This is a genomic window from Blautia sp. DFI.6.71, from assembly GCF_020593585.1.
Lineage (GTDB): Bacteria > Bacillota > Clostridia > Lachnospirales > Lachnospiraceae > Blautia_A > Blautia_A wexlerae.
This window is the reverse complement of record NZ_JAJDMJ010000024.1, coordinates 1-14,125: the sequence shown is the minus strand read 5'-3', so window position 1 is coordinate 14,125 and position 14,125 is coordinate 1. Positions and strand designations below refer to the sequence as shown.

The window sequence follows — 14,125 nt, the reverse complement described above, 5'->3', positions numbered from 1 at the left end:
ACCCGGATTCCCATCCGATACAGCTCCTTTGCTGTTTTTTCAGTTAAAATGTAAATTTATCCGCAAAATATGCATCCAGTTCATCAATCTTCACACGAACCTGCTCCATAGTATCACGGTCGCGGATTGTAACTGCTCCGTCGTTTTCGGACTCAAAGTCATAAGTTACACAGAACGGAGTACCGATCTCATCCTGTCTTCTGTAACGTTTACCAATGTTTCCACGATCATCATATTCACAGTTATATTTCTTGCTTAACTGCTGATAGATCTTCTCTGCACCCTCATTAAGCTTCTTGGAAAGAGGAAGCACACCGATCTTAACAGGTGCAAGTGCCGGATGGAAATGAAGGACGGTACGAACGTCATTCTTCTCTGCATCCAGAACTTCTTCGTCATATGCGCTGCACAGGAATGCAAGTACCACACGGTCAGCTCCAAGTGACGGCTCGATTACATATGGAATGTATTTCTGTTTCTTCTCATCGTCAAAGTATGTCAGATCCTGTCCTGATACGTTCTGATGCTGTGTCAGGTCATAGTCTGTTCTGTCAGCGATTCCCCAAAGCTCGCCCCATCCGAATGGGAACAGGAACTCTACGTCAGTAGTAGCTTTGCTGTAGAAGCTTAACTCTTCTGCATCATGGTCACGATAACGAACTTCTTCATCCTTCAATCCAAGAGAATGTAACCAGTTCAGGCAGAAGTTCTTCCAGTATGCAAACCACTCAAGGTCTGTATCCGGCTCACAGAAGAATTCAAGCTCCATCTGCTCGAACTCACGTGTACGGAATGTGAAGTTACCCGGTGTGATCTCGTTACGGAAAGATTTACCGATCTGACCGATACCAAACGGGATTTTCTTACGTGATGTTCTCTGAACATTCTTGAAGTTTACGAAAATACCCTGTGCTGTTTCAGGTCTTAAGTATACTGTATTCTTGGCATCCTCTGTAACACCCTGGAATGTCTTGAACATCAGGTTGAACTGACGGATATCTGTAAAGTTATGTTTGCCGCATGTAGGGCATGGTACATTGTGATCTTTGATGAAGTTCATCATCTCTTCCTGAGACCATCCGTCTACAGAGCTCTCAAGTTCAATGCCATTCTCCTGGCTGAAGTCTTCGATGATCTTATCTGCGCGGAAACGCTCATGACATTCCTTACAGTCCATCAGCGGGTCAGAGAAGCTTCCCAGATGTCCGGATGCAACCCATGTCTGCGGGTTCATCAGGATTGCACAGTCAACACCTACATTGTATGGGGATTCCTGAATAAATTTCTGCCACCATGCACGTTTTACGTTATTCTTTAATTCTACACCAAGATTACCGTAATCCCATGTGTTTGCAAGACCACCATAGATTTCGGAACCCGGGTAAACAAATCCTCTTGCCTTTGCCAGCGCAATGATTTTGTCCATTGTTTTTTCCATGACTATTCTCCTCGTTCTTTTTATAAAATGCGTGTAACTGTTCATATCCGTCAGGCAATTTGGTTCACAATCCATTCCGCTATTTGATTAACGTAATAAACAGCTACAATTAACGTTATTATAACTGTATCTGATTTCTTTTTCAAGGTATCTCAGCTCATTATTTCCAGAATTTCCAGACTTTTGAACCGTTTTTCAGTGTTCGCAGCAATATAGGTATGGATATGACGTTCCAGTTCATGGAGTACTTCTTCTGTAACAGTAAATGTATAAAGCTTCCCAAGAGAAGCAGTTACTATGTACTGCATGGCATATAATGCAGGTGCTGAGATTCTCTTTGCATCATTTACATGTCCCAGACAGGCTTTATCCAGAATACCATGATTCTGCTGAGAAAAGAAAAGCTCTTCTCCCTCCACAGGCTGTCTTTCGCAGCACACACAATGAAACAGTGAAGGACACAATCCCTGTGCAGCCATCATACGAAGTTCAAAAATACACCTCACCAGCCTGTCATCAATATTCGGGTTCAGAAGTGCCTTCACTGTCACATACAGAAGGTTCATAGATTCTTTCTCGTCAATCCCCTCCTGTCCGAAATAATCTGCCAGTTCCAGAAAATAATATCCATAGTAAATTCCAGGCTGTTCGCCTGCCAGTTCCACAAAATGATGACTGATGGATACCTGATTCAGATTATAACTGGAACGCCCCTCATAAAGGGCAAAGGTTCCAAACACAAAAGGATTGGCAGCCGCCAGAAACTGGCTGTTTGGGCGGCGGGCTCCTTTTGCAAACGCGGAAATCTTGCCTCTTTCTCTGGTGAGAAGGACGATCCGCTTGTCATATTCTCCCACAGGCATGGCAGAGAGCACTACTCCCTGCACAGTTATCAAATCACTCATTCTCTCTGTTTCCTGACTGTCTTTTTATTTAGATTTCCTTCTTATCGTAACCAAAGTTCTTGATAAGGAAATCACTGTCTCTCCAGTCTTTCTTTACTTTTACCCAAAGCTTCAGATTCACTTTTGATTCCAGCATACGCTCAATCTCATATCTTGCATTACTTCCGATTTTCTTTAACATCGCACCCTGTTTGCCGATGATAATTCCTTTGTGAGACTCTCTTTCACAGATAATTGTCGCATCAATATCCACGATTGGATTTTTTCCCGGACGTGTTTTCATCCGGTCAATGGCAACTGCGATTCCATGAGGAATTTCCGCATCCAGTGCATGAAGTGCTTTCTCGCGGATGATCTCAGCCACGATCTGACGCTGAGGCTGATCAGTAACTGTATCCTCATCATAAAACATAGGACCGTAAGGCAGATATTTCAGGATACAACCGATAATATCCTGTGTATTCTGTCCACGCAGTGCGGAGCATGGGATAATCTCTGCGAAATCGCATACTTTTCGGTAGGTATCAATGGCAGGAAGGATTTCTTCCTTTGATACAGTATCAATTTTGTTGATGATCAGGATTACCGGCACTCCGATTCCCTGAAGCTGTTCTGCAATATGACGCTCTCCTGCCCCGATAAAGGTACTTGGCTCTACCAGCCACATAATGGCATCTACCTCTTTTAAAGTTCGCTCTGCCACCTGGACCATATATTCTCCCAGCTTATTCTTTGCCTTGTGGATACCGGGAGTATCGAGAAATACGATCTGACCTTCGTCACAGGTATAAACGGTCTGGATACGGTTTCTGGTTGTCTGTGGTTTCTTGGATGTGATAGCGATCTTCTGTCCGATGAGATGATTCATCAGAGTAGATTTACCTACGTTTGGACGTCCGATAATCGCTACAAATCCGGATTTAAAATTTTCGTTCATTCTGTTCTTTCCTTTTTTAACAATTGATCAGTGGTTTCACTTCCATCAGTACATCAGAAGCCTCAGCCACCTTGCTCTCGCTTCCCACTACACAGATCTGATCTGCTGCCAGAACTGCCTCTATGATCTCGGCCAGTGCATGAATATCCTCTGCAGACGCATTCAGGATCTGATCACGTTCTTTCTGGAGCATCTCCTCTGTCACACCGCAGAAATATGCTGTCTTGGAAACAGAACCTTTCATCTGAGGTGTCCTGGGCACATCCTTTCCGCTGATGGTACCAATGATATATTTTGTCATCTCCCGCTCATCTGCCTGGAAATTACGGATATAATCCGGAATCCCCTTATATACATCCAGTGTACGTTTCAGATGAGGATCACGGTAAGATACCAGATAGCTCTCACCATTCCTCTTAAATCCGCTCATACATCCATATGCACCGCCCTTTACGCGCAGATTCATCCACAGATAATCATAACTTAAGATAACCTTCAGAATTTCCAGTGCACCTGTATATTCCAGGCCTTTTTTCTTAAAGTTACCGGTCTGAGCCACATACTGAACCTGTCCGGAAGTCTTAAATCCCTCATTTTTCTTTGTGCAGGTCAGCTTCTCTTTCGATTTTTCCACTGGTTCTGTGCCAAGTCCTGCCTTTACAGCTCCCGCCAGTTTCTGAACTGTCTCCAGGGACTCTCTCTCACCTGTATAACTGATCATAAAGTTCTCCGGACGGAGAATTTTTTTCATCAGTTTGCAAAGCTCTTCTACAGTTTCCTCTTTTCGCTGTTCAAAATCTTTTTCCAGTTTCTCGATAAACTGATAATATCCGATTCCCGCCATCTCATCCTGAAATGCAGCCATCGGAGAAGAATATGCAGCTGCTCTGAGTACAGCAGTGGAATGTCCGGCACCTGTCAGGTTTACCTGTGCCCTGGACTTCACAGATGCAACAATCTCATAGAGACGCTTGGTATCCTCCAGTTTCGAGCTGTTCAGGATCTCCCCGATCATTTTGAAAAGGAAATCCATTTTCGTATAAAGTGCCTTACCTCTTACAGAGAACATAGCCTGAAACTCTTCTGTAGAATCAGCTCTGTCAAAAACCTCTACCCCACAGTTGATACCGCCTGTATTGGCATTGATTTCATTGAACAGTTCTCCGTATGTGTAATTCTCTGTATCCACATAACCCAGTACGGATTTCAAAAGTCCCAGATAAGGAATCTGCTCAGGCGCAATACTGTCAGTCTTAAACATCAGGTCTACGTAACCGATGCCATTTGTGCATACGTCATGGTAAAGGAACAGACTGTCATCTACCGTTAATTCTTCATTTATGATCTTTGCAGCTTCTCTTTTAATATCACTTCTCTTTAACATCGGAATGCACTCCAGTGCTTTTGGATCTTCGCCGGCTTCCTGATATGCTTCCAGTGCTTTCGTCTTCTCAACCATTGCATCCAGCTGTTCTTCAGAAAGACTGCTTCTGTATGCTTCCAGCTTCTCCTCCAGCTCTTTCTCACGCTGGGCTGCCAGACCTTTCTTCGGCACAAGAGTCATGATGCATCCATGTGGATTCTCAAGAAGATATTTACGGATCAGTTCTTCAAAATATCCTTCGTTTACTGCCTTTTTCAGTTTTTCAAAAACTGTAAGCTGCTGTACCTGTGCAAAGGGATTTCCTTTTTCATACAGCCAGTCTCCCAGAATATCCAGACTGTACATCAGTCCTTTCGGATAAGAGGAAAAATCAGCTTCACGATAGCGGAATTCAAAGTAATTGATTCCTGCCTCTACAGCTTTCCTATCAATTCCATTCTTAACAATATCTCCCAGTACCTGTCTGATCACAGATACGAATTCTTCTTTTCTGTCCGGATTGGAACCTTTTGCAATTACTGTAAAATATGGCTGGAGAATACCATCATCATAAGATCCATAGACATCCTTGCCTGCTTTTACATCCAGAAGTGCCTGCTTTAACGGTGCTCCCGGTGCGCTTAACAGTGCGTAATCCAATACCTCAAATGCCATCGCCATCTGACTGTCCGCAGCATTTCCCACAACCATGTTATAAGAAAGATAGGTATTGTCCTCTTCTCCCTCATTCTCAGCAACCGGATACTCAAGAGTCACATCCCGGCATGCTCCGAATGCTTTCTGTTCCTGAATAACAGAATCCACATCCAGATAATCAAAATGCGACAGATAATGCTCATCCAGGAATGCCAGTTTCTCTTCCATATCCATATTTCCATACAGATAAATATAGCTGTTGGATGGATGGTAATAAGTTCTGTGGAAGTTCAGGAAATTTTCATAGGTAAGATCCGGAATATTTTTCGGATCACCACCTGATTCACATCCATAAGTGGTATCAGGGAAAAGGTGATTCATAATCTCCCGTTCCAGAACTTCATCCGGTGAGGAGAAAGCACCTTTCATCTCATTATATACAACACCGTTATATTTCAGCGGTCCTTCCTTCTGTTCCAGATGATAGTTCCAGCCTTCCTGACGGAAAATCTCTTCTCTTTTATAGATATTCGGATAAAATACCGCATCCAGATAAACATGCATCAGATTCTGAAAATCCTTATCATTGCAACTGGCTACAGGATAGCAGGTTTTATCCGGATAAGTCATGGCATTCAGAAACGTATTCAGAGAACCCTTTACCAGTTCTACGAAAGGATCCTTTAATGGAAATTCCCTTGAACCGCAGAGTACACTGTGCTCCAGGATATGTGCCACACCTGTGCTGTCCTTAGGCGGTGTGCGGAATGCGATATTAAATACTTTATTCTCATCATCATTCTCGATCAGCATAACTCTTGCACCTGTTTTCTTATGGCGCAGAAGCCAGCCTGTGGAATGGATATCTGTCAGGTTTTCTTCTGTTACAACTTCATAAGCTGTCAAATTTGCTTTGTTCATGTATGCCTCCAGTAATTTTTTTTGGCTTTTCTTTATAATCCGCCTTCTCCCGGAAAATGAGCTTCGTAAGCTTCCCTTGCTGCCTTTGTTATCATTTCCAGTTCTTCCTGCATATTGATTTCTTCCGGAAACACAATGGCAGTGGTATACACATCTTTCTGAAGCTTACTCTTCGCACTTTTCTCACTGATAGGAACAATTCCGCACAGGGTAGTATTATATGTCTTGTCCTTCTCACAAAGTTCCATATAAGTCTTAACCATATGGCAGCATTCTCTGTAAAGCAGTTCCCTGTGAAGTTCGCTCTTTTCCTGCATTTCCCTGAATTTCAGTCTGGCAAGATTTTTCTCGATTTCTTTTCTGGCTCTCTTTAAACCAAACAGCTTTCCCGCTGTATCCTTGCTGTATTCCATTGCCATCCAAAGCGCCAGATACCCATCAGCACGTGTACCGGAACCTGCCTCTGAAGGTTCTCCGTAACGCAGTTCCCACAGTTCCTTACGGACAGCATTTGCCTCCTCATCTTCGCCTGCAGCAATAGACTGGTCAAGAAACATCTTTCTTTTCATCGGATCATGCTCTCTGTAATAAAGAGCAATTGTTGGTGTGTCTGTCATATATTTATCCTTTCCGGTTACTTTATCTGTAACTGTTTGCTACCTTTATCTTACAATCCCAAAATTTACTTTCATGGCTCTTCATAAGTAAGCTCTGTTTCTGCCAGAGACAGCGCCTCTTCAATAACCTGATCCATATCCATGTAGCGATACATGCCAAGTCTTCCGCCAAAGATCACATTCTTCTCTTCCAGTGCGCGACGTTCATATTTGTCAAACAGTTCACTGTTCTTCGGGTCATTGACCGGATAGTACGGCTCTTTGCCTTTCTCCCATGCTGCCGGATATTCTCTGGTGATCACAGTCTTTGGCTGTGTACCAAATTCAAAATGTTTATGCTCGATGATCCTTGTATACGGAACTTCATAATCTGTATAATTGACAACCGCATTGCCCTGATAATTTCCCATATCCAGCACTTCTGTCTCAAATCTCAGTGATCTGTATTCCAGTTCTCCGTAACAATAGTCATAAAATTCATCGATCATACCTGTAAAGAGTACTTTATCTGCCTGTGCAGTCAGTTCTTCTCTGTTTGCAAAGAAATCTGTATTCAGACATACCTGTACACCCTCCAGAAGTTTCTTCACAATACGTGTATATCCACCTTTGGGGATTCCCTGATAAGGATCTTTGAAATAGTTATTATCATAAGTATAACGCAAAGGCAGTCTTTTTATGATAAATGCCGGCAGATCTTTACACTCCCTGCCCCACTGCTTCCTTGTATATCCCTCTACCAGTTTCTCATATACGTCCTGTCCAACCAGTGCAAGCGCCTGTTCCTCCAGGTTCTTCGGATGGGTAATGTGCATTCTTGCGATCTGTTCCTGTATCTTCGCTTTTGCCTCTGCAGGAGTACGTACTCCCCAGAGCTGATGGAAGGTATTCATATTAAACGGCAGATTATATAACTCATCCTTATAGACTGCGATCGGTGAATTTACAAAATGATTAAATTCTGCAAACTGATTGATATAATCCCACACCTGTTTTCTGGAAGTATGGAAGATATGTGCACCGTATCTGTGTACCTGGATCCCCTCTACTTCTTCTGTGTAAATATTACCGCCGATATGACCTCTCTTATCGATCACAAGGCATGTTTTCCCCCGTCTTGTGGCCTCATGTGCAAATACTGCACCAAAAAGGCCGGCTCCTACTATCAGATAATCATATTTCTTCATGTGCGACACCTTCTTCTTGTAATATTGAAAAAGCAGTAACGCTTTTTTTGCGCTACTGCCATTATAACAAATTCATCCGAAAATGGATAGTCTTTCTATTCTATTATTTTCCTGTCACTTTATCAAACACATCTGTGATTTCTTTGGATGGTGCTTTCGTAGCCAGACTGAAGATAATGATCATCACAAGGCTGACAGCAAAACCTACAGCCAGAGAATAAAGTCCTGTATAAGAACCAAGAGTCTGTCCTGCTGCAAACGGTATATAATCCCAGACGATAACTGTCAGACCACCGGAAACAATACCTGCAACTGCACCTGCAAGGTTTGTTCTTCTCCAGAACAGTGACATTACCACAGTCGGACCAAACGCTGCACCAAGACCGGCCCATGCATTGGATACCAGTCCCATGATACTGCTGTTCGGATTCCACGCGATCACAAATGCCAGAACAGACACCACGATAACCGTAAATCTTGCAACTGCAAGGATTTCCTTTGAGTCTGCATCCTTCTTAATGAACTGATGATATAAATCCTCAGATGCTGCGGACGCTGTTACCAGAAGCTGTGAATCCGCTGTGGACATAATTGCCGCAAGAATACCGCAGAGGAAGATTCCTCCGATAAACGGAAGTCCCAGATGACTGGAAAACAGTTTATTGATCATCTCGATAAATACACTCTCTGAGGAAGATGCACCATTTTCACCAAGTACAGTCGGAAGCAGATATGCACGACCTATAATACCGATAAAGCACGCTGCTGTCAGAGAAAGGATATCCCACACGATTGCGATCGCACTGGATTTTTTTAATTCTTTCTCACTCTTTACAGCCATGAAGCGGGTAAGGATATGAGGCATACCGCAGTATCCAAGTCCCCATGCAAGCTGGGAAAAGATTTCAACAAATGTATATGGGCGCTCTCCGTTCTCAAAAGGATTCAGGAAAGCTGCTGCTCCCCCCGGTGCTCCGCTCTGTGTCAGAAGATCACTCAGACTTCCGCTCAGTGTCAGATATGCAACCAGCGGAACGATCAGAAGACCGATCAGCATCAGTGTTCCCTGTACAAAGTCAGTTACGCATACAGCCATAAATCCCCCCATAAATGTATAACAGAGGATGACTGCTGCACCAATTGCCAGAGCTATATGATAATCAATTCCAAATACTGTGTTAAAAAGTTTACCGCCTGCTGCCAGTGCAGAAGCTGTATAAACCAGGAAAAAGATTACGATCACGATGGATGAAAGCAATAACAGGATTCTCTTCTTATCCTGAAATCTGTTCTCAAGAAATGCCGGGATTGTAAGGGAATTGTTTGCTGCGATCGTATATTTACGAAGTCTGTGTGAAATACACACCCAGTTTAATACAGTTCCGATGAACAGACCTACAGCAATCCAGATCTGTCCTGTTCCCAGTGAATAAATTGCTCCCGGAAGTCCCATTAAGAGCCATCCGCTCATATCTGATGCCTGTGCTGAAAGAGCAGCTACCCATGCATTCAGTCCACGTCCGCCCAGAAAATAATCTTCCGAGCTGCTTGTTTTTTTCATATAAACCACACCAATGACTATCATAAGTAACAGATAGGCAACAAATGCGGACAATATGACCATTGTTGTACCACTCAAATTTACTCCTCCTTTTTTCTTCTTTTTTTCATACACTCTGGATTTGTCAAAGTATGTTCTGTTTCCTTCACATATTTATCCAAAAACAGAATACAGTCATTTTATATACTGCAAAAAGTAACCGGGTACCACTTCTGTACCCGGCTACTTTACCACATTACCTTAGCATCACGCAAGTGTATTTCTTGTTTTTCGACATTTTTCCGCCATTTTATGGAATTATTACTGTTACCGTCCAGCAAAGACCTTCACAGTAACTGTTTTATATTTTTACACCCAAACAGGTACTCTGTCAATCAGAAATTTATCTGTTTCTGTCTGCCAGCCTGTTTACATTCTCTTTTTGCTGTATGTTTTCTGCCTGCCAGAGCGTGTCTGAAAAATGCTTTACGCAAGATGTGCGTCACAATTTGTGGGAGATTTTGTTCGGATGAGGGCGTCGTAGCGGGCTACGACAACCGAATTCGGACAAAATATACCGCAAAGTGGGGCGTGCAGATTGCGGGAATGATTTTTCAGACACGCTCCAGGGCTTTATCTTTTTTCAGATAAACATTCTTAATATAGGAAATCAGTACCTCTTCCCCATGATCATTAAGTATCCGCAGCAGTCCCTCCAGATCTCTCTTTGTCTTAGGATGAATAAACCACAGCTTTTCCTTACCTTTCAGATAATAGTCCAGCGGCTGATGCTGATCATACTTATCCCCCAGGTAATTTCTGGAAGCACTGATCCTGTCCATCACCATTTCCGCAATATATTTACGGGGCATGGGCACACCATTGATGATATGCTCATCTCCCGGTGCATAATCTACCCAGTACTCAAAATGATGTTTGTTGCGCCCTTTATGATGAAGCCAGGATTTTGATATTCCTGTATCTTCTCTTTCTGCATTGTTGGGACTTCTGTCTCCCTGATAGTATTTACATCCAACCAGAAATTCCACAGGTGCATATTTGGACAGGTCATGAAGCAGTCCCTGTTTATACATACCAGCCCGGAAACAGTAATGCATAACCAACAGCTTATGTCTGGTTATTGTTTTAAAGTGCAGCCACGGATGCATCTTTCTTCTCCTCCTCTACAGCCATCAGCACCACGATCGTACGCGGTGTGACCTTCAGCTTTTTACTATAAGTTTCCTGTTCCTGCTCCAGGAAACCATTCTCTTTCACAGCACTGGTATCAATCACTTTCTTCCATTTTCTGTATCCTGCCAGATTAGGAAGCGCAAAAATACGATCTTCCCAGTGAAAGTTATATGCAACGTATATGGAAGCATCCTCGCTGCCGTCTGCCCGGTGCGCATAGGCGCCACAATACATAATTCCAAGCAGTCTGGATGTGTTCTCAGAATTCATATACCATGCGCGTTCTCCATGAAGGGAAACATCCGGCAGTCCCCTGGTCTGATAATCCACTCCGTACATTTCTCCCGGAACATGAAGAATCGGATGTTCTTTCCGGAAAGCAATGGCATTCTTTACAAACTGAAACAGGGATTCATTTTTCTTCAGTGCTTTCCAGTCAATCCATCCAACCTGATTATCCTGACAATAGGCATTATTATTTCCGTTCTGTGAATTTCCAAACTCATCCCCGCCATAGATCATAGGAACACCCTGACTGAGCAGCACCATAAGAAAAGCATTTCTGATCTGACGTTCTCTCATCTGTCTGATCTGCAGCCTTCTGCTTGGCCCTTCCACGCCACAGTTCCAGGAATAATTATAACTACTGCCATCGTAATTATTCTCCTGATTTGCCTCATTATGTCTGTAATTATAGGTCACCATATCATTCATGGTAAAGCCATCCTGACAGGCCATATAATTAATGACTGCATAGGTATTTGGATTCCTTCTGATATGGTAAGCAGCCGCTGAGACCATATCCTCGTCACTTTTCAGAAAACGGCGCATATCCTGCAAAAATCCCGGATTATACTGTGCAATACATTTGTCTTCCGGTTTCTTCTTTTTCCGGATCTGGCTCTCATCAAAATCGTGAAACATCAGCCGGGTATCACTTAAAACCCCGTCATGCATCAGCAATTTGGCAGAAACTCCCTCACCCAATACATGAAATCCGTCTACATGATAGTAAAGCTTCCAGAACTGCAATGCCCTGAGTGCTGTCACAGGATTACATTCTCGTGGAAAATACATTTCCATGATACAGGCAATTCCGGCCTGATGCAGTTTTTTAATGAATGTTTTAAACTCTTTCTCCGGATCATCTGTTGCACAGTAAGATCTCTTGGGTGCAAAATAATAGCCATACATATATCCCCAGAAATTAACACGTCCCTGTGTATGCTTCTCAGATACCATTTTCTCAGATTCAGAATTCTTACAGGTACCGCTTTCCATAAATTCATATGCAGGCATCAGTTCAATTGTATTGATACCAAGCTCTTTCCAGTACGGGATCATTTCCTCCAGTGCCTGAAAAGTTCCCTTTGTACCGGTTATCGTCCGATTCGCTTTTGTATATCCGCGCACATGCAGTTTATAAAGGATCATTTCGTGATATGGAATAGCCGGATTTTTGTCGTTCTCCCAGTCAAAAACTTCTTTTTTAAGAAATCCTCCCCTGACTTTGTGCGGATTCGTACCCACCTCTGCACCAAAGCGTTCCCGTCCCAGAATCCTGTACGCACAGGGATCAGTATACACCTTTCCATTTATCAGAAAATTGTACTCGTACTCTTTCAGATTAAAATCCGGAATATACATTGCATATACATTTCCGGTTCTGTTTTCTTCTGTAAAAGGAATCTCCACATAAGGTTTTGCTGATCTCTTTTTGTAGAGAATCAGAGATGCTCTGCTGTCTTCCGGTACCTCAACTGCAAAATTACAGCCATCTGCCAACGGATTTGCACCAGGCACAAGAGCCAGCCCCTTTTCTGTTTTCATCTTTCTGCTCTCAGCCATCTCTTTCTCTCCTTCATATTTTTTCTTGTTGCTCATTACACTTTTCAGAAACACTATACAACGCTATAATGTAATCTGAAGTTCTACCGGACAATGATCGGAACCCATAATTTCAGAATGGATTTCTGCGCCTTCAAGCTTATCCTTCAACTGTGGAGACGTGATAAAATAGTCAATTCTCCACCCTGCATTCTTCTCTCTTGCTTTAAATCTGTAAGACCACCAGGAATATCTGCCCTCTACATCCGGATAAAAATAACGGAATGTATCGATAAATCCACTCTCCAGCACCTTACCAAAGCATGCTCTCTCTTCATCTGTAAATCCGGCATTTTTCCGGTTGGTCTTAGGATTCTTCAGGTCGATCTCCTGATGTGCCACATTGAAATCCCCGCAGCAGATCACAGGCTTACTTTCCTGCAATTTCAACAAGTATGCCAGAAAATCCTCTTCCCAGTGCATACGGTATTCCAGTCTGCGCAGTTCACTCTGGGAATTTGGTGTATATACAGTCACCAGATAAAATTTTTCATATTCCAGGGTGATCACACGCCCTTCTTTGTCATGTTCCTCAATTCCAATTCCATACGCCACAGACAGTGGCTCTTTCTTTGTAAAAACAGCAGTTCCGGAATATCCCCGTCTGTTGGCATAATTCCAGTACTGATAATATCCCGGAAGTTCCAGCTTCACCTGCCCCTGCTGGCATTTCGTTTCCTGCAGGCAGAAAATATCCGCATCAAGTGCTGCAAAGCTCTCTTCAAACCCTTTGCCAATGCATGCACGTATACCATTTACATTCCATGAGATTAATTTCATAATCAACTGATCCCCTTTGTTTTCTTATTAGCCCTGTTCAGCATTTGCTAACGATTCTCCCCTGAACGCTTCTGGTCTATTATAGCACGTTTCATGACTGTAAAAAACCTCTTTTTCTCCGGTTTCTGCTCATTGCATTTTTTTCCGGTTTCTGCTACAATGAACTGACATCAGATAAACATAGTCCCTGATAAATAAGAAAGAATGAGGAATATAAAATGAGTGACGAATTTACAGCTGGCGGATGTAACCCGAGTGACTGCGCTTCCTGCGGTGGTGGATGCAGTTCAGCCGGCGGATGCGATCCTGTTGAAAACCACAAGACAATCACCCTTACCATGGAAGACGATACAGAGGTAGAATGTGCGATCCTCACCGTTTTCCCGGTAGATGCTAAGGAATATATCGCACTTCTCCCACTTGATGAGAACGGTCAGAATGAAAGCGGCGAGGTTTACCTCTACACATTTGCCCGTACTGAGAGCGGTGATCCGATGCTTTCCAACATCGAAAGCGATGAAGAATATGCAAAAGCCGCAGTTGCTTTTGACACAGTTCTCCAGAACGCAAAAGATTCTATGGAGAAGATTGATTGATCTGTTAAAGAATTTCATATGTAAGACTAAAATAAGAACCATCATCATTGATATGCTACCCTCATATAGGACAATGAAATATAAAAGTCCTATATGGGGGTAT

Annotated in this window: 12 protein-coding genes and 1 pseudogene; 2 read left to right on the top strand and 11 right to left on the bottom strand. The window is 43.0% G+C overall.

What is annotated here, in order from left to right; translation table 11 throughout:
- Positions 1-43: 43 nt before the first annotated feature.
- The 8 genes from LJE12_RS11255 to LJE12_RS21095 all read right to left on the bottom strand — a co-directional run bounded on the left by LJE12_RS11255 (position 44) and on the right by LJE12_RS21095 (position 10,141).
- On the bottom strand, positions 44-1,438 hold the full coding sequence (locus LJE12_RS11255) for a glycine--tRNA ligase (protein WP_022380971.1): 1,395 nt from the start codon (positions 1,436-1,438) through the stop codon (positions 44-46).
- A 152-nt stretch (positions 1,439-1,590) separates the two neighbouring features.
- Complete coding sequence (gene recO, locus LJE12_RS11250) at positions 1,591-2,343, bottom strand: DNA repair protein RecO (RefSeq protein ID WP_025577211.1); 753 nt, start codon at positions 2,341-2,343, stop codon at positions 1,591-1,593.
- Positions 2,344-2,371: 28 nt separating this feature from the next.
- A complete protein-coding gene (gene era / locus LJE12_RS11245; protein WP_008707556.1) occupies positions 2,372-3,280 on the bottom strand; it encodes a GTPase Era in 909 nt (302 codons plus the stop codon).
- Between the two features lie 16 nt (positions 3,281-3,296).
- On the bottom strand, positions 3,297-6,221 hold the full coding sequence (locus LJE12_RS11240; RefSeq protein ID WP_227226954.1) for an insulinase family protein: 2,925 nt from the start codon (positions 6,219-6,221) through the stop codon (positions 3,297-3,299).
- A 32-nt stretch (positions 6,222-6,253) separates the two neighbouring features.
- Positions 6,254-6,838, bottom strand: a complete 585-nt coding sequence (locus LJE12_RS11235) for a DUF6553 family protein (RefSeq protein WP_227226955.1) — start codon at positions 6,836-6,838, stop codon at positions 6,254-6,256.
- Between the two features lie 71 nt (positions 6,839-6,909).
- The gene (gene glf, locus LJE12_RS11230) at positions 6,910-8,025 is read right to left on the bottom strand and encodes a UDP-galactopyranose mutase (protein ID WP_025577203.1); all 1,116 of its coding nucleotides are present in this window, start codon (positions 8,023-8,025) and stop codon (positions 6,910-6,912) included.
- A 103-nt stretch (positions 8,026-8,128) separates the two neighbouring features.
- Positions 8,129-9,664 (bottom strand): sodium/proline symporter PutP, encoded by a 1,536-nt coding sequence (gene putP, locus LJE12_RS11225; protein WP_173705155.1) that lies wholly within the window; start codon positions 9,662-9,664, stop codon positions 8,129-8,131.
- Between the two features lie 387 nt (positions 9,665-10,051).
- Positions 10,052-10,141, bottom strand: coding sequence for a DUF6783 domain-containing protein (locus LJE12_RS21095; RefSeq protein ID WP_319017437.1), 90 nt, complete (start codon positions 10,139-10,141; stop codon positions 10,052-10,054).
- On the opposite strand from LJE12_RS21095, the pseudogene LJE12_RS21090 reads away from it, so the two are divergent.
- Positions 10,100-10,216, top strand: a pseudogene (locus LJE12_RS21090) (DUF6783 domain-containing protein); the annotation flags it as partial. The gene LJE12_RS21095 and the pseudogene LJE12_RS21090 overlap by 42 nt on opposite strands.
- On the opposite strand, the gene LJE12_RS11220 reads toward LJE12_RS21090, so the two are convergent.
- From LJE12_RS11220 to LJE12_RS11210, 3 genes are all read right to left on the bottom strand, one after another.
- Complete coding sequence (locus LJE12_RS11220) at positions 10,180-10,734, bottom strand: DUF5662 family protein (RefSeq protein WP_025577200.1); 555 nt, start codon at positions 10,732-10,734, stop codon at positions 10,180-10,182. The pseudogene LJE12_RS21090 and the gene LJE12_RS11220 overlap by 37 nt on opposite strands.
- Positions 10,712-12,607 carry a Type II secretory pathway, pullulanase PulA and related glycosidase gene (locus tag LJE12_RS11215; protein ID WP_227226956.1) on the bottom strand — a complete coding sequence of 632 codons (1,896 nt, stop codon included), beginning with the start codon at positions 12,605-12,607 and terminating at the stop codon, positions 10,712-10,714. The genes LJE12_RS11220 and LJE12_RS11215 overlap by 23 nt, the downstream gene beginning before the upstream one ends.
- 63 nt (positions 12,608-12,670) lie before the next feature.
- Entirely contained in the window at positions 12,671-13,426 is a 756-nt protein-coding gene (locus LJE12_RS11210; RefSeq protein ID WP_055053692.1) for an exodeoxyribonuclease III, read from the bottom strand.
- 218 nt (positions 13,427-13,644) lie between these two features.
- On the opposite strand from LJE12_RS11210, the gene LJE12_RS11205 reads away from it, so the two are divergent.
- Positions 13,645-14,022, top strand: coding sequence for a DUF1292 domain-containing protein (locus LJE12_RS11205; protein ID WP_026649275.1), 378 nt, complete (start codon positions 13,645-13,647; stop codon positions 14,020-14,022).
- Positions 14,023-14,125 lie beyond the last annotated feature (103 nt).

What these genes read in the sequence shown, in the direction of transcription:
- glf (WP_025577203.1), bottom strand. Translation starts at nt 8,025, where the DNA reads ATGAAGAAATATGATTATCTGATAGTAGGAGCCGGCCTTTTTGGTGCA.
- recO (WP_025577211.1), bottom strand. Translation starts at nt 2,343, where the DNA reads ATGAGTGATTTGATAACTGTGCAGGGAGTAGTGCTCTCTGCCATGCCT.
- era (WP_008707556.1), bottom strand. Translation starts at nt 3,280, where the DNA reads ATGAACGAAAATTTTAAATCCGGATTTGTAGCGATTATCGGACGTCCA.
- LJE12_RS11210 (WP_055053692.1), bottom strand. Translation starts at nt 13,426, where the DNA reads ATGAAATTAATCTCATGGAATGTAAATGGTATACGTGCATGCATTGGC.
- LJE12_RS11215 (WP_227226956.1), bottom strand. Translation starts at nt 12,607, where the DNA reads ATGGCTGAGAGCAGAAAGATGAAAACAGAAAAGGGGCTGGCTCTTGTG.
- LJE12_RS11220 (WP_025577200.1), bottom strand. Translation starts at nt 10,734, where the DNA reads ATGCATCCGTGGCTGCACTTTAAAACAATAACCAGACATAAGCTGTTG.
- LJE12_RS11240 (WP_227226954.1), bottom strand. Translation starts at nt 6,221, where the DNA reads ATGAACAAAGCAAATTTGACAGCTTATGAAGTTGTAACAGAAGAAAAC.
- LJE12_RS11205 (WP_026649275.1), top strand. Translation starts at nt 13,645, where the DNA reads ATGAGTGACGAATTTACAGCTGGCGGATGTAACCCGAGTGACTGCGCT.
- LJE12_RS11235 (WP_227226955.1), bottom strand. Translation starts at nt 6,838, where the DNA reads ATGACAGACACACCAACAATTGCTCTTTATTACAGAGAGCATGATCCG.
- LJE12_RS11255 (WP_022380971.1), bottom strand. Translation starts at nt 1,438, where the DNA reads ATGGAAAAAACAATGGACAAAATCATTGCGCTGGCAAAGGCAAGAGGA.